The sequence below is a fragment of the Proteus sp. TSJ240517 genome, from assembly GCF_047921575.1.
Lineage (GTDB): Bacteria > Pseudomonadota > Gammaproteobacteria > Enterobacterales > Enterobacteriaceae > Proteus.
The window spans coordinates 466,738-488,087 of record NZ_JBLRMH010000002.1 but is presented as its reverse complement, the minus strand read 5'-3'; the positions used below and the strand labels follow the sequence as shown (position 1 = coordinate 488,087).

The following is a 21,350-nucleotide window of genomic DNA, read 5'->3' as shown; positions in this document are numbered from 1 at the left end:
TGCTTTTCAAACGATAAGATAAAAATAAGACGCGAACCTTCAGCTCTGCTTAACGGTGTAATTCACCCGCAGCTTCCGGTTGGTATAGAATTTCTAATACTTTAACCTTGGTTTCAAGGCCATTAGGCAGCTTCCAACTAATTTCATCATCAATGGCTAAACCCAATAGCGCAGCACCCATTGGTGCCATGACGGAGAGTTCAGTAGTGCTGTCTTTTAATGAAGCGGGATACACTAAAGTACGAGTGCGCTCTTCATTATTTTTTAAGTCCATAAAACGGACTTTGCTGTTCATTGTGACAATATTAGCAGGGATATCAGCTGGTGTAACAATGTCAGCACGATCTAATTCTTCATTCAATGCTTCAGCAATCGGACTATCTGCAAATGCCGGTTGTTCAAGTAATGAATCTAAACGTTCTGCATCAAGTTCGTTGATGATAATTGTTGGCTTTGTCATACCACACTCCAATTTATTCCAATGCAAAACAACACCCCCACGGGTGAGGTGGGGGTGTTGTTAAACTCATATAAGAGATAATAGGCGGTTCTGTATAAAAAAGAAAGAGACAGTGATCACAGTCTCTTTCGGGTTATTTAGTTAAGAAATGCTAATCTATTGTTTTCTATTGCGATTATTCTTCATCAAACCCCGATTCAAATAATGCGATAATAGCATCAATAGCTTCATTTTCATCACTACCAGTAACTTCTATATCAATTTGACTGCCTTGCTCTGAATCTAACATTAGCATAGCAATCACACTATCCGCTTGTGCTTCAACCCCTTCGTTGTTGCGTAAAATGACGGTTGATTGAAATGTTTTTACTAAATCAAACAACTTCATTGCAGGTCTTGCATGCATACCGAGTCGATTTTTAATCGCAACTTGTCGATATTGGGTCATTTGCGTTTTTCTAGTGTTCTGTGGCGTGATTGTACGTTTTTCCCTCTAGAGCGGAAATAATCTGCGAGTTGCTCAGCAACATAAACAGAACGGTGTTTACCTCCCGTACAACCAATCGCAACCGTTAAATAACTACGGTTATTGGTTTCTAACATCGGCAACCAAAGTTCAAGATAGCTTCTAGTTTGATAAATAAAGTTATGAACTTCGGTGTGTCTATCTAAAAATGCCGCGACAGGGCGATCTAGACCTGTCATTGGACGCAGTTTAGGATCCCAATGTGGATTTGGTAAGAATCGCACATCAAAAACATAATCCGCATCAATAGGAATACCATGCTTAAAGCCAAAGGATTCAAAAACCATCGTTAGCTCACGTTCACGCTTGCCTAATAAGCGAGTACGCAGCATTTCTGCAAGCTCATGAACTGACATTTCAGAGGTGTCAATGATGAGATCAGCTCGTGATCGTAATGGCTCAAGCAGATCACTCTCTGTATCAATCGCCATTTCTAATGAAAGATTTTTAGTTGAGAGAGGGTGCAGACGTCGTGTATCACTATAACGACGAATTAAGGTATTTCTATCTGCGTCTAAAAATAAGAGTTGTGGAGAATATTCAGCGGGTAAACTTTCCAGCGCTTTTTCGAAGATCTCCGGCGACTCTGGCATATTTCGGACATCAATACTGACTGCGGCAGCAGAAGCATCACGTTCAGCCAGTGTTTTTGCGAGCTCAGGTAAAAGATCAACAGGTAAGTTATCAACACAATAAAATCCCATGTCTTCAAGCGCACGCAAAGCGACCGACTTACCTGAACCAGAGCGTCCGCTGACTATCATCAGCACCATGAGGTAGCTCCCCTATAATTTCCCAGTGATGAATATCATTCCACTGTATGCTATTCGCGTCCTACTAAACCCGTAGGGGTTATTCAGTGATAATCTGATAAAGCTCTTCATCACTTTGTGCGGAGCGTAGTCGGCGACATAAATTTTTGTCTGCCAACTGTTTTGCAATCAAAGACAGTGTGTGTAAATGTTCCTTACATTGTGTTGCAGGAACGAGTAATGCGAACAACAAGTCGACAGGTTGATTATCAATAGCGTCGAAGGCAATAGGTTCGCTTAGGTGAAGAAACACACCAACTACTTTTTCTGTTTCATCACTTTCAATACGTCCATGAGGGATAGCCAAGCCACCCCCAATCCCTGTTGTACCGACTTTTTCACGCGTCAATAAGGCTTCAAATATCAGTGTTTCGGGTAAATTAAGTGCTTTTGCTGCATTTTCACTGATAATTTCTAACGCGCGCTTTTTACTCGTGCAATGTACATCATTATGCGTACATGCCAGAGAAAGTACGTCGCTAATATTCATCTTTGTATCGTTGTTCATTGTCTTATTCACTTAGACCAGCAAACCAGATGCCACAAAGTGACATCTGGTTTTTCGTTACTGATATTGATTAGGCGTTGGTTTAAACCGAGTCATAAACAACGCAGTAACTTCGCCGATTGTATCTCCATTTCACAATGGGAAATGAATTAATGTTGTCTCAGTTTATCTTTGTGTTTGGTTAATTGACGAGCCAGTTTATCCATTAATCCATCAATTGCTGCGTACATATCTTCTGCTTCTGCAGAGGCATGCAATTCACCGCCATTAACTTGAATGGTCGCTTCCGCGATTTTATTAACTTTCTCGACTTTCAGGATAACCTGAACGTTATTAATTTTGTCAAAGAACTGAGGTAATTTCGCGCTTTTTGCTTTGACGGTATCACGCAGAGCATCGGTTAATTCAATATTATGACCAGTGATTTGAAGTTCCATAGTGTCTTCCTTCTCAATTATGCTCAAACCAACTCTTTGCGTTGATTTGAAGGCGGGATGGATAATGACTCTCTATACTTCGCAACAGTGCGTCGAGCAACTTGTATTCCAAGTTCTGCGAGCATATCAGCCAGTTTACTATCACTAAGTGGTTTCGCTGGATTTTCTGCTGCGATTAGTTTCTTCACTAAAGCCCTGATTGCTGTTGAAGAGGCTTCGCCTCCGCTATCAGTATTCACATGGCTAGAGAAAAAATACTTCAATTCGAAAATTCCTCTCGGGCAATGCAAAAATTTTTGCGTTGTCACGCGAGAAATGGTGGATTCGTGCATTTCAACCTGTTCAGCAATATCGGCTAACACTAGGGGTTTCATATGCTCTTCACCCAATTCGAAAAATGCCTGCTGTGTGTCAACAATGCAATGAGCGACTTTTAATAATGTCTCATTACGGCTTTCTAAACTTTTTATCAGCCATTTGGCTTCTTGTAAATTGTCACGAATAAATTTTCCATCACTTTCATTTTGAGTCGATTGACCCAAAGCTGCATAAGTCTCATTTATTCGTAGGCGAGGAATGCTATCTGTATTTAACTCAACTTGCCAGCGTTCACCTGATTTTTTTACCAGTATATCTGGAATAACATACTCTGACTCGCCTGTATCAATACTTAATCCGGGCTTAGGATCAAGAGACTGGATCATCTCAATAACAGATTTTAGTGTCTCTTCTCGTAACTTTGTTTGACGCATCAATTGACGAAAATCACGGTTACCTAGCAACTCTAAATATTGGCTAATAACTAACTGCGTTTCTTTAAGGTAGGGTGTTTCTGTTGAAAAAGCGGATAGCTGAATCAAAAGACACTCTTTTAAATCACGAGCAGCAACACCAATAGGATCAAAGCGTTGAATACGTTTTAATACGGCTTCGACTTCATCAAGCTCTAATTCATCATCGCCCATTCCAGAAAGGATGTCATCTGTTGTGACCGTTAAATATCCTGTTTCATCAACAGCATCGATAATACTTATAGCAATCGCTCTGTCTGTTTCTGAAAATGGAGTGAGATCAGCCTGCCATGTTAGGTAATCTTGCAATGAGGCAGTTGTTTCACCTTGATACAATGGAAGCTCATCATCAGTATAGTCATTACTGGTGCCAGAAGGCGTGCCTGCGGTGTAGATCTCTTCCCATTGAGTATCCAAAGGGAGATCATCAGGCATCTCTTTTTGCTCTAAAGCATCCAGCGTGTCGAACTCTTCAACTCCGTTTTCAGTTGTTGTTTCTGTTGTAGAGTCTGACTGATTCTCTGTATGAGAGGTCTCATCTGAAACGGGATCTTGTTGATCGTCGTCTTGTTCTAGAAGTGGATTAGACTCAAGCGCTTGCTGAATTTCTTGTTGTAATTCAAGCGTCGAAAGTTGCAACAAACGAATAGCCTGTTGTAGCTGTGGCGTCATTGCCAGTTGCTGACTAAGACGAAGTTGCAGACTTTGTTTCATAATAATGCGATGAGTCCTTTGCTGTTGTCATCCATGACAGAGTAAAAGTGAATCAAAGATTACAGGCGGAAGCCTTCACCTAAGTAAACACGTTTAACTTGCTCATTTTCAAGAATTTCTTCTGGTGAACCATGAGCGATAAGGTGACCTTGGCTGACGATATAAGCACGTTCACACACATCTAATGTTTCACGAACGTTATGGTCAGTAATCAGTACACCTAATCCATAATCACGTAGATGCTGGATAATTTTTTTAATATCTAATACCGAAATAGGGTCAACACCCGCAAAAGGTTCATCTAATAAAATGAATTTAGGGTTTGCTGCCAATGCCCGCGCGATTTCAACGCGGCGGCGTTCCCCCCCTGATAATGATTGCCCTAAGCTGTTACGTAAGTGGCTGACATTAAACTCTTCTAACAGTTCTTCTGCTCGATCTTTTCGTTCTTCAGGCGTTAAATCATGGCGGATTTCTAAGATCCCCATAATGTTGTCATAAACGCTTAAGCGTCTAAAAATAGACGCCTCTTGAGGAAGATAGCCAATGCCTTTACGTGCTCGTTCATGTAACGGTAACAGCGTAATGTCTTCATCATCAATTGTGATACTACCTGCATCACGAGCGACAATGCCAACAACCATATAGAATGTGGTTGTTTTACCTGCACCATTTGGTCCAAGTAAGCCGACAATCTCACCTGAATTAACGTTCAGGCTTACATCACCGACAACGGTGCGCCCTTTGTATGCTTTCGCTAAATTTTCAGCTTTTAACAGCGCCATAAAGTGTTACTTACCTTTGTTGTTAACACCAGGGCCTTTCTCTTGCAACTGGGAAGGCAGTAAAACAGTAGTCACTTGTTTACCTTTACCGCTAAAAGCTTCCATTTGCTGAGTTGGGACGAGATAAGTGATCTTATCACCGGTGATATTACTGTCTAATTGTTCAAGATAGGCTTTACCCGTTAAGGTCATTAACTCTTTATCCATTTCATAGGTCATTTTCTCGCCACGACCTTTGATAGGTTTACCATCATCTTGTAACTGATAAAAAGTCACTGGGTTACCAAAAGCTTCTATGACGATCCTTTTGGAGTCACCACCTGGGCGTGTGACAACAACTTTATCAGCACGAATATCGATAGATCCTTGTTTGATCACAACATTTTGTGTAAAGGTTGTGACGTTTTTTTCTAGATCAAGCGACTGTTTCTCTGAGTTCACAACAATAGGTTGTTGTGTGTCATCTTTAAGCGCCATCACAGGTACACTTATCGCTAAAAGTGTACCGATAATCAGTGTATTACGGATTTTTTGATTCATTAGGGATCTCATAATAGGTGTTTACCTTTTCAATCAGCTCTGCACGTTTCTCGCGCAGATTGCCTCGCATTTTTAAGCCGACTGATTTCAGTCCGACGCCGATAATAGTCACTTCATCATCAGAGGAAACATCCTGTGTATCTAAATTTGCGATAGCGTTGTCTGTGCTTATTCTCTGTAGTTGAGAATCATCGGTTAAGCTATCAATTTGAACATCGCCATAAAGATAGAGCATTTTACTGTTTGTCAGCTTGGCTTTATTCGCGCGTACTGTCCATGTTGCATCCCCTGTCGGTGAATAGGTAGTTAAGACAGGGTTAGTAAACCATGTAAACTTCTGTTGAGCATAATTTTTGACATCATCAGCAACAAGTTTATATCCGAGTATACCCGTTGGCTCGTAAACAAAAGATATCGATGATTTGGATTGATAAGTTGGCTGACCATCATCAACAATCTCACCATCACCGAATTCAGTGTTATTAGTGTAGTTCCAGCCAATCAGCGCAAGGGCGATAATGGCAAGAATTAAGGTAAACCAGGATTTTAATTTATTCATTCTGTATCGTTATACGTTAAATCGAAAGACCTTTAGCTTCTTCAAGCCGACCTTGCGCTAAAAGGATTAAATCACACAACTCTCGTACTGCACCACGCCCTCCCGCAATGCGGGTTACATAATTAGCATGAGGTGTAAGTAATGGATGAGCATCAGCCACGGCAACGGAAAGTCCTACTTTTTCCATTACAGGTAAATCAATCAGGTCGTCACCAATATAGGCTGTTTGTTCAGGTTTAAGGTTTAGTGTATCTAACAGTTGTTGATACGCCAAAAGCTTATTATGCTGACCTTGGTAAAGATATGTAATGCCAAGGGTCTTAGCACGACCTTCTAACAGTTTAGACTGACGACCTGTAATGATAGCAACCTCAATGCCGGATGTAAGCAAACAACGGATGCCATACCCATCACGGACATTAAAAGCTTTTAATTCTTCGCCATTATTGCCCATGTAAATGAGTCCGTCTGACATCACACCATCAACATCACAAATCAGCAATTGGATTTTTTCTGCTTTTTTGATGATTTGTTCGCTTACTGCACCATAACAAGTTTCTATCATTGTATTCATTTTTATCCTTCGAACGTTATGACTATCTTATACAACACCAGCCTGTAATAAATCATGCATATGCAAAACACCTAACAGGATATCACTATCTTGTTCCGTCACTAATAGCGAGGTGATATGTTTTGCTTGCATTAAATTCAGTGCTTCAACCGCTAAACAATCTGGGCGAATACGAATACCGCCTCTTGTCATCACATCTGAGATTTTGGCATTATTTAGATCTATCCCTAAATCAAATATTCTTCGTAAGTCACCGTCAGTAAAAATACCGTTGATCAGCATACTATCATCGCAAATGACGGTCATTCCTAATTTTTTACGGGTTATCTCGACAAGAGCTTCACGTAAAGTGGCATCTTTGGTGACGCGCGGAATATCTGCCTCTTTATTCATTAAATCACTGACATGAAGGAGTAATTTACGACCTAGTGCACCACCAGGATGAGAAAGCGCAAAATCTTCAGCGGTAAAACCACGGGCACGTAAAAGTGCGATCGCTAGCGCATCCCCCATGACTAAGGTTGCCGTTGTACTGGTTGTTGGGGCAAGCCCTAAAGGACAGGCTTCTTTAGGTACTTTGATACAAAGATGAATATCAGACGCTTTCCCCATTGTACTTTGAGGAGTGCGTGTCATACAAATCAGTGTTATCTGTTTACGTTTCAGTACTGGAATAAGCGCAAGGATCTCGCTGGCTTCCCCTGAGTTTGAAATCGCTAGAACGATATCTTTTTCTGTCACCATTCCTAAGTCACCGTGGCTGGCTTCACCAGGATGAACAAAGAAAGAAGGTGTTCCTGTACTGGCGAATGTTGCAGCAATTTTATGCCCAATATGGCCAGATTTACCCATACCCATCACAATCACTCGACCTTGGCAGTGAAAAATTTTTTCACAGGCAAGCGTAAAATCATCGTTGATATATTGTTCTAGTTCAGCTAACCCATCACGCTCAATATGAAGGACTTTTTTACCCGCTTGCTGAAAATCAAACTCGGTCATTTTTTTGTACCATTTATTTTAGGTTAAGAGAGAATGTGCGACGCACAACACCGTAATATAAACAATAAAGCAAACTAACAAGAATATCCCTTTTCCTCGATTAAGACGCTGTTTGCGCCCTAATGAAAAGAGAGAAAACAGTAAACTGGCGACACCAAGTACAGCAAAACTAAAATAAAATGTATTGATATTAAATGTGCTTGGTGAGAGTAATGCTGGCATGCCCAAGACAAAAGTTAGATTGAAAATATTAGCACCTATAATATTCCCTAATGCTAACTCATTCTCGCGTCTTAGTGCTGCCACAATGGTTGTTGCTAACTCAGGTAGGCTTGTTCCAATAGATAGCAAGGTTAAACCAACAAAAAATCCACTAAGATGATACTGTTGCATTAAAATAAAGACATTATCTAATATCATTTGGGGCGCAACTGGAATAATCAGTAAAGCAATAACGACCCAAAAAAGTGCAACAGAATTACGGGGATTTGTCTGTAATTCAAAACGGGTTAAGGTTTCTAAAGGTAATACGTGGCGCTCTTGTGTTAGTGTTTTATGCATTGTTTTTATCATTAGAAAAATGGATGCAAAACCAATAAAAAAGAGCAGTGAGCCTTCTCTAAGCCCTAAGTTTCCGCTAGAAACAATAATGCCAACGAGCATGATGACTATAATCATCAAGGGAAGCTCTTTTTTTAGCACCGCGGACTGAATGTTCATGGGGTAAATCATCGCGCCAATACCTGCGATGAGGAGAAGGTTGGTGAGTGTCGAGCCAATGGCTGTCCCGATAGCGATATCAGGCAAATTATGAACTGCGGCATCAGTTGAAACAAAAAGCTCAGGCAGTGAAGTACCAGTACCTACAATTAAGATACCGATAACGGCTGGCGGAATTTTTAACGATTGCGCAAAAACGCTCGCACCATAAACTAATCGGTCTGATGCATAAACAAGTAACATCAACCCAAAAATTAAAAGAGATAAAGTAATCAACATGCCATCAGTTTTCCAACAATGAGCGAATAAAGAAAAAACCAATAAGACAGGGCTGATAAAAAAACATATTGTCAAAAGGTTTTGCTAATTAACCATATTTTGACTAGCCAAGCACGAAAAGTAAAATTAACCGTGCAATAAATTGCTAAATAGTGGTGATTTCTTTGTAACATGGCGAATGACCTGCCAAAATAGCGTAAAAATTCGTTTATGCAGACAGGCTTGAGGATGTTTTATTCATGAACGCACAATCTGACAATCTAATTGAAGTGCGCAATATGAACTTCACTCGCGGTAGCAGAAAGATCTTCTCTGAGATCAATCTTGTTGTACCGAGAGGGAAAGTGACTGCGATTATGGGCCCTTCAGGGATTGGTAAAACAACCTTGTTACGTCTAATGGGAGGACAAATCCTTCCAGATAGTGGTGAAATTTGGTTTGATGGCGACAATATTCCTGCGCTATCACGTTCTGCGTTGTATCAGGCAAGAAAAAAAATGAGTATGCTTTTTCAATCAGGCGCACTGTTCACAGACATGAATGTGTTTGAAAATGTGGCTTTTCCACTAAGAGAGCATACAAATTTACCTGAAGCATTGATCCGTACAACGGTGATGATGAAACTTGAAGCCGTGGGATTACGTGGTGCGGCAAGTTTAATGCCTTCTGAATTATCAGGAGGAATGGCGAGAAGGGCGGCATTAGCAAGAGCTATCGCGCTTGATCCTGAACTGATTATGTTTGATGAGCCTTTTGTTGGGCAAGATCCTATCACAATGGGTGTGCTGGTTAAGCTAATTGATGAGTTAAATCATGCGCTTGGTGTGACTTGTGTTGTGGTTTCCCATGATGTACCCGAAGTGTTGAGTATCGCAGATTACGCCTATATTGTTGCAGAGCAGAAAGTGATTGCTCAAGGCAGTGCACAAGAATTACAGGATAATCCAGATAGGCAAGTAAGGCAGTTTTTAGATGGTATTGCTGATGGCCCTGTGCCTTTCCGTTTTCCTGCGGGAGATTATCAGGACGACCTATTAGGACGAGGAAATTAGTACGTGGTAAATTTATTATCTCGCATTGGCACTAGAGCATTAGCGATTTTTGCAACCTTCGGGAGAGCTGGCATTATGCTCTTTCGAGCATTAGTCGGTAAACCCGAATTTCGTAAACAGTGGCCTCTGTTAATGAAGCAACTGTATAACGTTGGTGTTCAATCCTTATTAATTATCATGGTGTCTGGGCTGTTTATTGGCATGGTGTTGGGATTACAAGGCTATCTTGTTTTAACCACTTTTAGTGCTGAAGCTAGTCTTGGCATGATGGTCGCACTCTCATTGTTAAGAGAATTAGGTCCTGTGGTGACTGCATTATTATTTGCAGGTCGAGCAGGTTCAGCCTTAACCGCTGAAATCGGCTTAATGAAAGCCACAGAACAAATTTCTAGTTTAGAAATGATGGCAGTCGATCCTTTAAGACGTGTCGTTGCTCCTCGCTTTTGGGCGGGGCTTATTAGTATGCCATTACTTTCACTTATTTTTGTTGCCATCGGTATTTGGGGCGGTGCAATTGTGGGTGTGGATTGGAAAGGGATCGATGAAGGCTTTTTCTGGGCATCTATGCAGGGTGCCGTTGAATGGCGACTCGATTTAGTGAACTGCTTTATTAAAAGTGTCGTTTTTGCCATTACCGTCACTTGGATAGCGCTCTTTAACGGGTATGACGCAATCCCAACATCAGAAGGGATTAGCAGAGCAACAACACGTACTGTTGTTCATTCATCGTTAGCCGTATTGGGTTTAGATTTTGTGCTAACAGCACTGATGTTTGGGAACTAAGTCATGCAAAGTAAAAAAATTGAAGTTTGGGTTGGTCTATTTGTTCTGATTGCGTTAGCTGCTGTGATTTTCTTATGTCTTAAAGTCGCTGATATTAAAGAAATGGGTAACCAACCGACTTATCGCGTTTATGCCAGCTTCGGTAATATTGGTGGGTTAAAAGAGCGCTCTCCAGTTAAGATTGGTGGTGTGGTGATTGGTCGTGTTTCTTCTATCACCTTAAAAGAAGAAGATGAAGGAAACTATCGCCCTGAAGTCGCGCTCGATATTCTGAGCATTTATGACCACATTCCAGAAAGTAGCTCACTGTCTATTCGTACATCTGGTTTATTAGGTGAGCAGTTCCTTGCATTGAATTTAGGTTTTTATGATGAAGCGTTAGATTCTACTCTGTTAAAAGACGGGGGACGGATCACAAACACTAATTCAGCAATGGTGCTAGAAGATCTTATTGGTCAATTCCTTTATAAAACGGGTGATGGTGATGATTCAGCTAAATCTGAATCTAAACCAACAGAAGAACACTCTGCATTACCTTAATCATGAATTCCTATACGATGCACTTATACATTTAGCTAGATTTAGCGTAATAAATGCATCGTATTATTGAAACCCTATTTGAGGAGAAGCGAACGTATGTTTAAACGCTTATTGATGGTCGCACTATTAGTGATAACGCCTTTTGCTATGGCGGTAGATAAAACCAATCCTTACGCATTGATGGAAGATGCGGCACAAAAGACCTTTAGTAAATTAAAAAATGAACAGCCTGAAATTCGTAAAAATCCTGAACTTTTACGTCAAATTGTTCAGCAAGAATTACTGCCTTATGTACATATTAAATATGCAGGTGCATTAGTGTTAGGCCCACATTATCGTAATGCAACACCAGCGCAACGTGATGCTTATTTCACTGCATTTGAAGCGTATCTTGCTCAAGTCTATGGTCAAGCATTAGCCATGTATGAAGGTCAAGAATACCGTATTGAGCCAGCAAAACCTTTCGCAGATAAGTCAACGCTAACTATTCGCGTCACCATTATCGATACAAATGGCCGCCCACCTGTTCGCCTTGATTTCCAATGGCGTAAAAACAGTAAAACAGGTGAATGGCAAGCTTATGATATGATTGCTGAAGGTGTAAGCATGATCACAACAAAACAGAATGAGTGGTCAGATATTTTAAATTCTAAAGGTGTTGATGGTTTAACAAAACAGTTAGAAATCAGTGCTAAAACACCAATCACACTGGATGAGAAAAAATAACATGTCAGCTTCGTTAAATTGGGAAAAAAAGGAGGGTGTCCTCTATTTCCAAGGAACGCTAGATCGTGAAACGTTATTGCCTGCTTGGCAGCAGCGTAAAGCATTATTAGCTGATATTAATATCATTGATATTTCTGCCTTAGGACATATTGATTCAACAGGGTTGGCACTTTTTGTTCACTTAAAAGCAGAAATGGGAGAGCAAAATCGTCAATTTATTATTCAAGGTGTAAGTGAGCGTTTTCAAACATTAATTACACTCTATGATCTTGATGAAATTATGAATATTGCCTAATACAGATTTTTGAGTAAAGGTATTAAAAAGCCCCCTTCGTGATACTTTTATCATTAAGGGGGTTTTTGATGGTTTAAGAGTAGAGCGGATTCCATTAGGATAGACGACTGATTATTATTTTAACGTTGAGATTGAGCAATTATGGATACAAATGAAATCAAACAAGTATTAATGGACAGCCTGTCGTTAGATGAAGTCATCGTCAATGGTGATGGTAGTCATTTTCAAGTTGTCGTTGTTGGCGCAATGTTTGAGGGAATGAGCAGAGTAAAACAACAACAAACCATTTATGCCCCTTTGATGGAATATATCGCAGATAACCGTATTCACGCTTTGTCTATTAAAGCCTACACACCTGAAGAGTGGAAGAGAGATCGTAAACTTAACGGGCTTTAATCCAGTAGGTATACAGCGTACAGCAAAATAAAAAGAGAGTTCTACAGATGGATAAATTTAGAGTACAAGGACCAACCTGTTTATCAGGTGAGGTCACTATTTCAGGCGCAAAAAATGCCGCACTACCAATCCTGTTCGCTGCGATCCTTGCCGAAGAGCCAGTAGAATTAACCAATGTTCCTAAATTAAAAGATATCGATACAACGATTAAGTTACTTAATCGCTTGGGAACTAATGTTGAACGTAATGGCTCTGTTTTTGTTGATGCTCGTAACATTAATGAATTTTGCGCTCCTTACGAGTTAGTAAAAACCATGCGTGCTTCTATTTGGGCTTTAGGTCCGCTGGTGGCTCGTTTTGGTCAAGGTCAGGTTTCTTTACCGGGTGGCTGTGCCATTGGTGCTCGTCCTGTTGATCTTCATATCACAGGTTTAGAGCAATTAGGCGCTGAAATTACACTGGATGAAGGTTATGTGAAAGCACGTGTTGATGGGCGTTTAAAAGGCGCACATATTGTCATGGATAAAGTGAGTGTGGGCGCCACTATCACTATTATGACGGCTGCGGTATTAGCTGAAGGCAAAACCATCATTGAGAATGCGGCAAGAGAGCCTGAAATTGAAGATACCGCAAACTTCCTCAATACATTAGGTGCCAAAATTAGTGGTGCAGGTACAGACAGCATTACTATTGAAGGTGTAGAACGCCTTGGTGGCGGTACTTATCAAATTCTACCTGATCGTATTGAAACAGGGACTTTCTTAGTTGCTGCTGCTATTTCGCGTGGTCGCGTTGTTTGTCGTAATGCAAAACCTGATACGTTAGATGCTGTGTTAGCAAAATTACGTGAAGCTGGTGCAGATATTGAAGTGGGTGAAGATTGGATAAGCCTTGATATGCATGGTAAACGCCCTAAAGCGGTAACATTGCGTACTGCGCCACATCCGGGTTTTCCAACCGATATGCAAGCACAATTTAGCCTTTTAAATTTAGTTGCTGAAGGCGCGGGCATGATCACTGAAACTATTTTTGAAAATCGTTTTATGCACATTCCTGAGCTTATCCGTATGGGCGCTCACGCTGAAATTGAAAGCAATACTGTGTTATGCCACGGTGTTGAAAAACTGTCAGGCGCACAAGTGATGGCAACCGATTTACGTGCTTCTGCAAGTCTAGTACTTGCAGGCTGTATTGCTGAAGGCACAACCATTGTTGATCGTATTTATCATATCGACCGTGGTTATGAAAATATTGAAGCCAAATTACAAGGATTAGGGGCAAAAATAGAACGTTTGCGCTCTAATGACTAATTTATTTTAGTTATCCTTTTTTAGCGATTTAAAACCATAGTGCATTGTTGTGCTATGGTTTTTTTTGCGCATTATTTCAATAGGACTCTCAATAGAATAGGATAATTCATAAGGCATTTCTTGCGTGACAAGATACAGTAAGAAAATAGACCTGTTTTAGAGAAATCTCTATGAGCTAAAAGGAAGGGACATATATGCAGGTAACAAGGAAACAAGAGCGCCTAGTTCGCCAAGCACTGGATGAATGGCAACAATCTGGTGCAATCTCGACACAAGAATATCAACAATTAGGAAGTACGTTGCATCGTATTCCTTTTGATTGGAAAAGATTAAGTCGCTACGCATTTTGGATAGCAATGGTCTGTTTGATTATTGCCGCTGGGAGTATCTTTAGCGATAGCGCATTAGTCTATTATTTAATTGAGATTTTTAGTGTTTCTGAAATTATGCGAGTTATCTCTCCTGCACTTATTGCTTCTGCGCTCTATTTATGGGGATTTAAACGTCAGCGAGAAGAGACACAGTGGCATTACAGTACTGAGTTTATTCTCTTTTTAGGTGTGATGTTTACGGCTATTTTCCTTTGGCAACTGGGAGAATTACTGGATACAGGAAGTGGTCATATTGCTCCTCTCTTTCTAATCGGTTGTGTTATTTATGGTGCAATTGGATTTATCAGTCGTTCCTCGTTGGTGTGGTTATTCTTCTTATTGATGTTAGGAAATTGGTTTGGTGCTGAAACTGGCTATATGTCAGGATGGGGCGCTTATTGGTTAGGGATGAACTATCCTATCCGCTTTGTCTTCTTTGGCTCAGTATTATTAGCAGGCTGTTATTTCCTACAAAATATATTGATACACCGTCGTTTATTTACCATGACAAAAATAATGGGGCTGACTTATCTGTTTATTGCACTATGGATAATGTCTATTTTCGGTAATTACGATCCAGATACGTGGTATCGCACTTCAAGTGTGAATTTATTGCCTTGGGCGCTATTATTTGGTGTTGTCGCCGTTATCTGTATTTATATAAGCCTTAAAACAGATGACGGTATGTTAAGAGGATTTGGCCTAACATTCCTTGGTATCAACCTTTATACCCGATTCTTTGAATATTTCTGGGATAGTTTACACAGTGCGATTTTTTTCTTTATTTTGGCGGTTTCACTGATTTTAATTGGACGAAAAGCCGAAAAAATTTGGCATGCTGTTGAAAATAACTCAATTGCTAATAAAGAGAGTAAGAGCGAATAGTATAATTAACGATATGATAGGAGAGCTAATCCTATGGAAAAGCGAAGTTGTCATCTTCCTTTAGAAGTGAGCTGTGTTGCATGCCATTATTTTGTTTTCAAAGATAAAGATGAGGCATTTTTTGAGATCTGCCCCGTATGTGGCTGGCAAAATGATGGTACTAAAGAAGGACAATATAGCGGTTGTAATCACAGCACATTAGAGGACTATCGTAATACCCAAAGCTTTAAAGAAAGTTGCTTACAAAGTGCAACGTTCTATATGAAATCTCCCTACTAGCCAAAAATAGGGAGATTTTTTTGTTAGTTATGATTCTGGTTGGTATTCCGAAATGGTGACATCGACATTAATTTCATTGCCATCACGCAATAATGTTACAGGTAATACCGTACCGGGGCGCGTCTCAGCAATATAATCCATCATTTCCATCGCAGAAGTCGCTGGTGCATGATTAATGCTAAGAATAATATCGCCAGTTTTTATTCCTGCTTTATCTGCTGGGCTATTTGGTGTGATACGGAAAATGCGCAACCCTTGAATTTGTTTGATGTCGGTATTTGATGAACGAATTTTAGGTAATTCTTTTGCTGTGATACCAATAAAACCACGAATAACACGACCATCACGAATAAGCTTATTCATAATTTTTACAGCAAGTTCAGTCGGAATAGCGAAGCCTAATCCTTCTGCACTAGGGCGATATCCATTATAAGTACCTGAATCAAACGTCATGGTATTAATACCCACAAGTTCGCCTTCAGTATTAATTAATGCGCCACCCGAGTTGCCTTCATTAATTGAGGCATCTGTTTGTAGAAAGTTTTGGTAGCGTGTTGGACTTAACCCAACTCGACCCGTAGCACTGATGATCCCTTGAGTAATAGTTTGTCCAATATTAAAGGGATTACCAATAGCCAGTACAACATCACCAACATGAGAAATTCGTTTACTATTAATGGGGATCGTCGGGAGTTTATCTGCATCAATCTTTAACACAGCAAGATCAGTTAATGGATCAGAGCCAACGAGCAAACCTTCATAGAGATCACCATTTTGTAACGCAACAATAATTTGATCAGCATTATTAATAACATGTTGATTTGTCAGAATATAACCACGACCATCCATAATGACGCCAGCGCCTAAAGATGTCAGCTCACGACCTTCTTGAGAAAAGCTTCCCATCGTACTGCTATAAACATTAACAACCGCAGGGGCGGCTCGTCGTACTGCTGTGTTATAGCTAAAAGGCGCATTGAGAAAATCGCCATTAAGTAGGCGTTCAATAAAAATAGGGCGAATTGAAGGAACTGCAATCAAAAGAATTGCTGCTGTGAGAAGACCAATTAGAGTTGATCGCAGTAATTTAGTTAACATAAAAATCCTGTATTTATGTCTGACTGTGAAATTATTCGCGTAGAAGGGGTGAGAATAGCATAGTTTAACTTATGAAAGCATCGCTCAACGCATAAAATCCCCTTTTAAGCCAATGACGCTCATCAAAAATAGATATAAAAAAAGCCCTATAATAGATATTACAGGGCTAAGGAAATCAATAAATTAGATAGGTGAAAGCTTACTTCTTAGCGCGGTGTATTACGTAACAGCAGATAAATTTGTTCATTGCCACGTTGAATATTCAATGCAAGAACAGGCGGTTTAGCATCAATTGCTTTGCGTAAATCGCCTAGTGATGTAATTGGCGTATTATTGATACCAATAATAAGGTCGCCTTTTTGTAAACCAGATGCAGCAGCGGCTGAATCTTTTTCGACAGAATCGACTGCAACAGCTTTCACTTGTTTATTCACATAGTTACTTAATGTTGCACCTTGTAGTGCAGGAGAGAAGTTATCTGCGCGTGTTGCATCTGCCGATTGTTTCTCTAATGTCACTTTCACATCCATTGGTTTACCTTGACGGATTAAACCAATTAGGATCTCTTTACCTGGCGGTGTTGTACCCACTTTAGCTCTTAATTCAGCAAAGCTATTGATACGTTTACCATCAACTGAAATTAAAACGTCACCCGGTTTAATGCCTGCTTTTGCAGCAGATGAATCTGGCATTACTTCGCTAACAAAAGCACCGCGTTGTGCATCAATATTAAAGGATTTCGCCAGATCAGAATTCATTTCTGTACCGCGAATACCTAATATGCCACGTTTAACTTCACCATGAGAAATCAGTTGTTGGCTAAGGTCACGCGCCATATTACTTGGGATGGCGAAGCCAATACCGATGTTGCCACCACCTGGTGCTAAAATAGCAGTGTTAATTCCGATTAACTCACCATTCAAGTTAACGAGCGCGCCACCAGAGTTACCACGGTTGATTGAAGCATCGGTCTGGATAAAGTTCTCTAAACCTTCAAGATTTAAACCGCTACGACCTAGTGCGGAAATAATACCGGATGTTGCTGTTTGGCCTAAACCAAATGGGTTACCGACTGCAACCGCAAAGTCACCAACACGTAGTTGGTCAGAATCCGCCATTTTAATTGCGGTTAAGTTGGTTGGTTTTTCAATTTGCAGTAATGCGATATCGGTTTGTGGATCGCTACCAATTAATTTTGCACTAAATTCACGGCCATCATTAATTTGCAGTTGAATTTTATCTGCACCATCAACAACGTGGTTATTTGTTAATACATAGCCTTTTTGTGCATCAATAATGACGCCAGAGCCTAAGCCTTCAAAAGGGCGTACACTTTGTTGTTGTGATGGGAAATTGGGGCCAAAGAAGAATTTGAACTCTTCGGGCACTTGCTGGTTTTGTACTCGCGTTCCTGAAACGTGCACACTGACAACCGCAGGTAACACTTTTTCTAACATCGGTGCAAGGCTTGGCAGTTGTTCGCCTGATGGCATCACAGCAGGTAGTGCAGCCATACTGGTTGCTGGAATAGTAGAGAGTGAAAGTCCGACACTCATTGCTAATGCACTAAGTAATAATTTTCTTTTTTTAGTCAACATGAATTAGAGTCTCTTGATACAGTTATCAAAATAAAAGTTTTTGCTCAAAATGAGCGCGATGTCACTAAGACCTGTACTGACAAAGGAAAGTTCATTAAGACATGATGTGCTTTGCTTCCTTTTACACGGATTTACAAGACAAAAGCTATCTTTAAAACCATAGCAAATAATTGTCATTTTATGACGTTTGTTAGAAAGAAAAACGCCACAAAAAATGTGGCGTTTTTAATATTAACTGTCTTTTTTATCTGTGGGTCTGAACAATCCAGATGCTCCTTCGGAGTAATCACGAGGTGGCATTTTTATTGGAGATTGGTCATTCGCTGCTTCTGATTCGCTTAAACGGTAATTAAATGGATTTTCTTGAGCAGGCATATCAGGCATGAGCTCATTAGAGCTTTTTGCCATATGTTGATAAAGCTGACGGTAATCTCTCGCCATGTTATCTAATAGTTCAGCACTTCTAGCAAAGTGGCTGACAAGCTCATTGCGATAAGTATCAAGTTCTTCTTTTTTTGTGTCTAACTCTGCTTTGATAGCATCTTGTTGACGAAGGGTGCTGTTACCGTAACGCATTGCAAGTGCGCCGATAATAAGACCGACAACTAATCCAATCAGTGCATAAACCCAAACCATGGCAACTCCTTTTCATCTAATAGTGAGGACGATGGATTCTTATAACATCATAACCGCTAAAAGGCATGGGTGGAATAATATCCTTAAGCTTAATATAAAATTCGTGTGTTACGTTGATGTTAAAACAATTCTTAATGCTTATAATAGAGCCATTCGACAGACACAAATCAGTATGTCAGAAAATTAAGGATAAGAGGGCATTCATGACTGTTAGTACGCCGTTATCACTTTATGAAGCCGCATTGAAGCAAGGTGATTATCAACCTGATGATGTTCAGAGAAAAACGGTTCTTCATCTTCAACAGATATACCATGCATTATTAAAAGAGACTCCACCAGAAAAAAATTCGCTAACCCAACGATTATTCGGGCGAATTCGTACAAAAAAACAGATTGTTACACCAGAACGTGGTCTATATATGTGGGGCGGTGTTGGACGAGGTAAAACATGGCTCATGGATATGTTTTATCAAAGCTTGCCGACAGAACGAAAGCTTCGCTTACATTTCCATCGCTTTATGTTACGTGTTCAAGAAGAACTAAAAAACTTACAAGGCCATGAAAATCCGCTAGAAATTATTGCTGATGGATTTAAAACGCAAACTGATGTGCTCTGTTTTGATGAGTTTTTCGTTTCTGATATTACTGATGCGATGATTTTAGGTACCTTGCTTGAGGCGTTATTTGCTAGAGGTATCACATTGGTGGCGACATCAAATATTCCACCTGATGAGCTTTATCGTAACGGATTACAGCGTTCTCGTTTTTTACCTGCAATAGAGCAAATCAAACAACACTGCGATATTTTAAATGTGGATGCAGGGATTGATTATCGACTAAGAACATTAACGCAAGCGCATCTTTTTTTATCTCCACTTAATGATAAAAATCGTCAGGAGATGGATAGAATTTTCATGCACTTGGCAACCAGCGAACCGCAAGTTGATTGTACCTTAACCATTAACCATCGCCCCATGAAAGTAAGAAAAGCATCTAATGGGGTACTCGCTATTAATTTTTCAACCTTGTGTATGGAACCACGTAGTCAGCTTGATTACATTGAGCTTTCTAAGCATTACCACTCTGTTTTGTTATATGACATGGAGCAAATGGGGACATTAAATGAAGACGCTGCGCGTCGGTTTCTAGCGCTTGTTGATGAGTTTTATGAGCGTAAGGTGAAACTTATTATTAATGCAAATGTAGAAATGAACGAGATTTACCAAGGTGATTTTTTACGTTTTGAATATCAACGTTGCTTATCTCGTTTACAAGAGATGCAAAGTGAAGAATATTTAGTACAACCCCATCTCGCTTAATTTTTAATTCTTGAAGAAAGTCATCTTTCATTATGGTAGGATGACGCAGGTTAAGTTGCTTGATGTTTTTTTCTATGAAAATAGAGTGCATTAGGCAGCTTACAAGCGCTCTGGAAAGGAACAATTCTTCTCTTCAGGTAGCAAGAATTTATCAGTCAAATCAGAAAAAGTGCCAGATTCGTTTTTTTCGCTGAAATATTGAAAAAGAATTCAATTGTTTTTCAATTATGACTCGATTTTTTTTTCTGACTTCTCTATAATCTTGCGACCCCACGTTGCAGCAAGTTTTTTATTTCCCAAAAAACTCGCATTTTAGAGTCAGCAGTGCTACTCGAAGGGGTAGGTTTGCTGGACACAAGAGTCGTGTGAACCTCAATAGTATTTGAACCGAGCGTTCACCAACGTGTAACTAAACATTGGGTAATTTTCAATAATGAAAACTTTTACAGCTAAACCAGAAACCGTAAAACGCGACTGGTACGTTGTTGATGCAGACGGCAAAACTTTAGGCCGTTTAGCAACTGAAATTGCTAGCCGTTTACGCGGTAAGCACAAAGCGGAATACACTCCGCACGTTGATACTGGTGATTACATCATCGTTTTAAACGCTGAGAAAGTAGCGGTAACTGGTCATAAACGTACTGACAAAGTTTACTACCGTCATACTGGTCACGTAGGTGGTATCAAACAAGCGACTTTCGAAGAGATGATCGCCCGTAGTCCTGAGCGTGTAATCGAAATCGCGGTAAAAGGCATGCTGCCAAAAGGGCCTCTGGGTCGTGCGATGTATCGTAAACTGAAAGTTTACGCAGGATCTGAGCACAACCACGCGGCACAACAACCGCAAGTTCTGGACATTTAATCGGGATAATAGGCAATGGCTGATAATCAATACTACGGCACAGGTCGCCGCAAAAGTTCTTCCGCACGTGTCTTCATTAAGCCAGGTAGCGGTAATATCGTAATCAACAAACGTAGCCTAGAAGTTTACTTCGGCCGCGAAACAGCACGTATGGTTGTTCGTCAACCGCTGGAATTAGTTGATATGCTGGGTAAATTAGATTTATACATCACTGTTAAAGGTGGTGGTATTTCTGGTCAAGCTGGCGCGATCCGTCACGGTATCACTCGTGCACTGATGGAATATGATGAGACTCTACGTTCTGATCTGCGTAAAGCTGGTTTCGTAACCCGTGATGCGCGTTCTGTTGAACGTAAGAAAGTGGGTCTGCGTAAAGCACGTCGTCGTCCACAGTTCTCTAAACGTTAATTTGTTATCTTTTAGATATCAATTTGATGTTGAAAACCCGTCTTCACAGGCGGGTTTTTTATTTTTAACTTATTTGTGCTTATTA

General features: G+C 40.2%; 27 protein-coding genes. 12 read left to right on the top strand and 15 right to left on the bottom strand.

Going from position 1 to position 21,350, the window contains the following annotated elements:
* Positions 1 to 49 precede the first annotated feature (49 nt).
* From rnk to ACNARN_RS05680, 12 genes are all read right to left on the bottom strand, one after another.
* The gene (gene rnk, locus ACNARN_RS05735; RefSeq protein ID WP_075671465.1) at positions 50 to 460 is read right to left on the bottom strand and encodes a nucleoside diphosphate kinase regulator; all 411 of its coding nucleotides are present in this window, start codon (positions 458 to 460) and stop codon (positions 50 to 52) included.
* 175 nt (positions 461 to 635) lie between these two features.
* Positions 636 to 908: a PTS phosphocarrier protein NPr gene (npr, locus tag ACNARN_RS05730; RefSeq protein WP_006535359.1), complete on the bottom strand. Its 273-nt coding sequence runs from the start codon at positions 906 to 908 to the stop codon at positions 636 to 638.
* Positions 905 to 1,759, bottom strand: a complete 855-nt coding sequence (gene rapZ / locus ACNARN_RS05725) for an RNase adapter RapZ (RefSeq protein ID WP_023582880.1) — start codon at positions 1,757 to 1,759, stop codon at positions 905 to 907. The genes npr and rapZ overlap by 4 nt, the downstream gene beginning before the upstream one ends.
* Before the next feature lie 79 nt (positions 1,760 to 1,838).
* On the bottom strand, positions 1,839 to 2,306 hold the full coding sequence (ptsN, locus tag ACNARN_RS05720; RefSeq protein ID WP_023582879.1) for a PTS IIA-like nitrogen regulatory protein PtsN: 468 nt from the start codon (positions 2,304 to 2,306) through the stop codon (positions 1,839 to 1,841).
* Positions 2,307 to 2,455: 149 nt separating this feature from the next.
* A complete protein-coding gene (hpf, locus tag ACNARN_RS05715) occupies positions 2,456 to 2,743 on the bottom strand; it encodes a ribosome hibernation promoting factor (RefSeq protein ID WP_036913954.1) in 288 nt (95 codons plus the stop codon).
* A gap of 23 nt (positions 2,744 to 2,766) precedes the next feature.
* Complete coding sequence (gene rpoN / locus ACNARN_RS05710; protein WP_109371958.1) at positions 2,767 to 4,248, bottom strand: RNA polymerase factor sigma-54; 1,482 nt, start codon at positions 4,246 to 4,248, stop codon at positions 2,767 to 2,769.
* 59 nt (positions 4,249 to 4,307) lie between these two features.
* Entirely contained in the window at positions 4,308 to 5,033 is a 726-nt protein-coding gene (lptB, locus tag ACNARN_RS05705) for an LPS export ABC transporter ATP-binding protein (RefSeq protein WP_006535352.1), read from the bottom strand.
* A 6-nt stretch (positions 5,034 to 5,039) separates the two neighbouring features.
* Positions 5,040 to 5,573, bottom strand: a complete 534-nt coding sequence (lptA, locus tag ACNARN_RS05700; RefSeq protein ID WP_198625948.1) for a lipopolysaccharide ABC transporter substrate-binding protein LptA — start codon at positions 5,571 to 5,573, stop codon at positions 5,040 to 5,042.
* Positions 5,554 to 6,132 carry an LPS export ABC transporter periplasmic protein LptC gene (lptC, locus tag ACNARN_RS05695; RefSeq protein ID WP_196569980.1) on the bottom strand — a complete coding sequence of 193 codons (579 nt, stop codon included), beginning with the start codon at positions 6,130 to 6,132 and terminating at the stop codon, positions 5,554 to 5,556. Before lptC ends, lptA begins: the two co-directional genes overlap by 20 nt.
* 16 nt (positions 6,133 to 6,148) lie before the next feature.
* Positions 6,149 to 6,706: a 3-deoxy-manno-octulosonate-8-phosphatase KdsC gene (kdsC, locus tag ACNARN_RS05690; protein WP_198619276.1), complete on the bottom strand. Its 558-nt coding sequence runs from the start codon at positions 6,704 to 6,706 to the stop codon at positions 6,149 to 6,151.
* 27 nt (positions 6,707 to 6,733) lie between these two features.
* On the bottom strand, positions 6,734 to 7,708 hold the full coding sequence (gene kdsD, locus ACNARN_RS05685) for an arabinose-5-phosphate isomerase KdsD (protein ID WP_075671453.1): 975 nt from the start codon (positions 7,706 to 7,708) through the stop codon (positions 6,734 to 6,736).
* Positions 7,709 to 7,726: 18 nt separating this feature from the next.
* Complete coding sequence (locus ACNARN_RS05680; RefSeq protein ID WP_416304233.1) at positions 7,727 to 8,707, bottom strand: calcium/sodium antiporter; 981 nt, start codon at positions 8,705 to 8,707, stop codon at positions 7,727 to 7,729.
* A gap of 239 nt (positions 8,708 to 8,946) precedes the next feature.
* On the opposite strand from ACNARN_RS05680, the gene mlaF reads away from it, so the two are divergent.
* From mlaF to ACNARN_RS05635, 9 genes are all read left to right on the top strand, one after another.
* Positions 8,947 to 9,759, top strand: a complete 813-nt coding sequence (mlaF, locus tag ACNARN_RS05675) for a phospholipid ABC transporter ATP-binding protein MlaF (RefSeq protein WP_100159974.1) — start codon at positions 8,947 to 8,949, stop codon at positions 9,757 to 9,759.
* 3 nt (positions 9,760 to 9,762) lie between these two features.
* Positions 9,763 to 10,542, top strand: coding sequence for a lipid asymmetry maintenance ABC transporter permease subunit MlaE (mlaE, locus tag ACNARN_RS05670; protein ID WP_109371950.1), 780 nt, complete (start codon positions 9,763 to 9,765; stop codon positions 10,540 to 10,542).
* Between the two features lie 3 nt (positions 10,543 to 10,545).
* On the top strand, positions 10,546 to 11,082 hold the full coding sequence (gene mlaD / locus ACNARN_RS05665; RefSeq protein WP_099074096.1) for an outer membrane lipid asymmetry maintenance protein MlaD: 537 nt from the start codon (positions 10,546 to 10,548) through the stop codon (positions 11,080 to 11,082).
* Between the two features lie 96 nt (positions 11,083 to 11,178).
* Positions 11,179 to 11,808 carry a phospholipid-binding protein MlaC gene (gene mlaC / locus ACNARN_RS05660; RefSeq protein WP_109371945.1) on the top strand — a complete coding sequence of 210 codons (630 nt, stop codon included), beginning with the start codon at positions 11,179 to 11,181 and terminating at the stop codon, positions 11,806 to 11,808.
* Position 11,809: 1 nt separating this feature from the next.
* Positions 11,810 to 12,103 (top strand): lipid asymmetry maintenance protein MlaB, encoded by a 294-nt coding sequence (mlaB, locus tag ACNARN_RS05655; RefSeq protein ID WP_416304232.1) that lies wholly within the window; start codon positions 11,810 to 11,812, stop codon positions 12,101 to 12,103.
* Positions 12,104 to 12,244: 141 nt separating this feature from the next.
* Positions 12,245 to 12,499 carry a BolA family iron metabolism protein IbaG gene (gene ibaG, locus ACNARN_RS05650; protein ID WP_006535338.1) on the top strand — a complete coding sequence of 85 codons (255 nt, stop codon included), beginning with the start codon at positions 12,245 to 12,247 and terminating at the stop codon, positions 12,497 to 12,499.
* Positions 12,500 to 12,546: 47 nt separating this feature from the next.
* Positions 12,547 to 13,809, top strand: coding sequence for a UDP-N-acetylglucosamine 1-carboxyvinyltransferase (murA, locus tag ACNARN_RS05645; RefSeq protein WP_088493805.1), 1,263 nt, complete (start codon positions 12,547 to 12,549; stop codon positions 13,807 to 13,809).
* A gap of 194 nt (positions 13,810 to 14,003) precedes the next feature.
* Positions 14,004 to 15,065, top strand: a complete 1,062-nt coding sequence (locus ACNARN_RS05640) for a DUF2157 domain-containing protein (RefSeq protein ID WP_416304231.1) — start codon at positions 14,004 to 14,006, stop codon at positions 15,063 to 15,065.
* Positions 15,066 to 15,098: 33 nt separating this feature from the next.
* Positions 15,099 to 15,344: a CPCC family cysteine-rich protein gene (locus ACNARN_RS05635; protein ID WP_198630126.1), complete on the top strand. Its 246-nt coding sequence runs from the start codon at positions 15,099 to 15,101 to the stop codon at positions 15,342 to 15,344.
* A 27-nt stretch (positions 15,345 to 15,371) separates the two neighbouring features.
* Here the strand turns inward: ACNARN_RS05635 and degS are convergent, their stop codons facing one another.
* The 3 genes from degS to zapG form a co-directional block, all read right to left on the bottom strand.
* Positions 15,372 to 16,442 (bottom strand): outer membrane-stress sensor serine endopeptidase DegS, encoded by a 1,071-nt coding sequence (gene degS, locus ACNARN_RS05630; RefSeq protein ID WP_109371937.1) that lies wholly within the window; start codon positions 16,440 to 16,442, stop codon positions 15,372 to 15,374.
* Between the two features lie 206 nt (positions 16,443 to 16,648).
* Entirely contained in the window at positions 16,649 to 18,040 is a 1,392-nt protein-coding gene (gene degQ / locus ACNARN_RS05625; RefSeq protein WP_109371935.1) for a serine endoprotease DegQ, read from the bottom strand.
* Between the two features lie 231 nt (positions 18,041 to 18,271).
* Positions 18,272 to 18,676, bottom strand: a complete 405-nt coding sequence (gene zapG / locus ACNARN_RS05620) for a Z-ring associated protein ZapG (RefSeq protein ID WP_023582864.1) — start codon at positions 18,674 to 18,676, stop codon at positions 18,272 to 18,274.
* 203 nt (positions 18,677 to 18,879) lie between these two features.
* On the opposite strand from zapG, the gene zapE reads away from it, so the two are divergent.
* The 3 genes from zapE (at position 18,880) to rpsI (ending at position 21,265) form a co-directional block, all read left to right on the top strand.
* Entirely contained in the window at positions 18,880 to 19,995 is a 1,116-nt protein-coding gene (gene zapE, locus ACNARN_RS05615) for a cell division protein ZapE (RefSeq protein ID WP_196532379.1), read from the top strand.
* Positions 19,996 to 20,428: 433 nt separating this feature from the next.
* Positions 20,429 to 20,857 (top strand): 50S ribosomal protein L13, encoded by a 429-nt coding sequence (gene rplM, locus ACNARN_RS05610; RefSeq protein ID WP_006535327.1) that lies wholly within the window; start codon positions 20,429 to 20,431, stop codon positions 20,855 to 20,857.
* A 15-nt stretch (positions 20,858 to 20,872) separates the two neighbouring features.
* Positions 20,873 to 21,265 (top strand): 30S ribosomal protein S9, encoded by a 393-nt coding sequence (rpsI, locus tag ACNARN_RS05605; protein WP_004245284.1) that lies wholly within the window; start codon positions 20,873 to 20,875, stop codon positions 21,263 to 21,265.
* Positions 21,266 to 21,350 lie beyond the last annotated feature (85 nt).

Bases quoted from the DNA above. Each gene is read 5' to 3' on its own strand.
- rapZ (WP_023582880.1), bottom strand. From the start codon at position 1,759: ATGGTGCTGATGATAGTCAGCGGACGCTCTGGTTCAGGTAAGTCGGTC.
- ibaG (WP_006535338.1), top strand. From the start codon at position 12,245: ATGGATACAAATGAAATCAAACAAGTATTAATGGACAGCCTGTCGTTA.
- degQ (WP_109371935.1), bottom strand. From the start codon at position 18,040: ATGTTGACTAAAAAAAGAAAATTATTACTTAGTGCATTAGCAATGAGT.
- npr (WP_006535359.1), bottom strand. From the start codon at position 908: ATGACCCAATATCGACAAGTTGCGATTAAAAATCGACTCGGTATGCAT.
- zapG (WP_023582864.1), bottom strand. From the start codon at position 18,676: ATGGTTTGGGTTTATGCACTGATTGGATTAGTTGTCGGTCTTATTATC.
- mlaF (WP_100159974.1), top strand. From the start codon at position 8,947: ATGAACGCACAATCTGACAATCTAATTGAAGTGCGCAATATGAACTTC.
- mlaD (WP_099074096.1), top strand. From the start codon at position 10,546: ATGCAAAGTAAAAAAATTGAAGTTTGGGTTGGTCTATTTGTTCTGATT.
- rpoN (WP_109371958.1), bottom strand. From the start codon at position 4,248: ATGAAACAAAGTCTGCAACTTCGTCTTAGTCAGCAACTGGCAATGACG.
- ptsN (WP_023582879.1), bottom strand. From the start codon at position 2,306: ATGAACAACGATACAAAGATGAATATTAGCGACGTACTTTCTCTGGCA.
- ACNARN_RS05635 (WP_198630126.1), top strand. From the start codon at position 15,099: ATGGAAAAGCGAAGTTGTCATCTTCCTTTAGAAGTGAGCTGTGTTGCA.
- kdsC (WP_198619276.1), bottom strand. From the start codon at position 6,706: ATGAATACAATGATAGAAACTTGTTATGGTGCAGTAAGCGAACAAATC.
- rpsI (WP_004245284.1), top strand. From the start codon at position 20,873: ATGGCTGATAATCAATACTACGGCACAGGTCGCCGCAAAAGTTCTTCC.
- murA (WP_088493805.1), top strand. From the start codon at position 12,547: ATGGATAAATTTAGAGTACAAGGACCAACCTGTTTATCAGGTGAGGTC.
- lptA (WP_198625948.1), bottom strand. From the start codon at position 5,573: ATGAATCAAAAAATCCGTAATACACTGATTATCGGTACACTTTTAGCG.
- rplM (WP_006535327.1), top strand. From the start codon at position 20,429: ATGAAAACTTTTACAGCTAAACCAGAAACCGTAAAACGCGACTGGTAC.
- hpf (WP_036913954.1), bottom strand. From the start codon at position 2,743: ATGGAACTTCAAATCACTGGTCATAATATTGAATTAACCGATGCTCTG.
- lptC (WP_196569980.1), bottom strand. From the start codon at position 6,132: ATGAATAAATTAAAATCCTGGTTTACCTTAATTCTTGCCATTATCGCC.
- degS (WP_109371937.1), bottom strand. From the start codon at position 16,442: ATGTTAACTAAATTACTGCGATCAACTCTAATTGGTCTTCTCACAGCA.
- ACNARN_RS05680 (WP_416304233.1), bottom strand. From the start codon at position 8,707: ATGTTGATTACTTTATCTCTTTTAATTTTTGGGTTGATGTTACTTGTT.
- lptB (WP_006535352.1), bottom strand. From the start codon at position 5,033: ATGGCGCTGTTAAAAGCTGAAAATTTAGCGAAAGCATACAAAGGGCGC.
- ACNARN_RS05640 (WP_416304231.1), top strand. From the start codon at position 14,004: ATGCAGGTAACAAGGAAACAAGAGCGCCTAGTTCGCCAAGCACTGGAT.
- rnk (WP_075671465.1), bottom strand. From the start codon at position 460: ATGACAAAGCCAACAATTATCATCAACGAACTTGATGCAGAACGTTTA.
- kdsD (WP_075671453.1), bottom strand. From the start codon at position 7,708: ATGACCGAGTTTGATTTTCAGCAAGCGGGTAAAAAAGTCCTTCATATT.
- mlaB (WP_416304232.1), top strand. From the start codon at position 11,810: ATGTCAGCTTCGTTAAATTGGGAAAAAAAGGAGGGTGTCCTCTATTTC.
- zapE (WP_196532379.1), top strand. From the start codon at position 18,880: ATGACTGTTAGTACGCCGTTATCACTTTATGAAGCCGCATTGAAGCAA.
- mlaC (WP_109371945.1), top strand. From the start codon at position 11,179: ATGTTTAAACGCTTATTGATGGTCGCACTATTAGTGATAACGCCTTTT.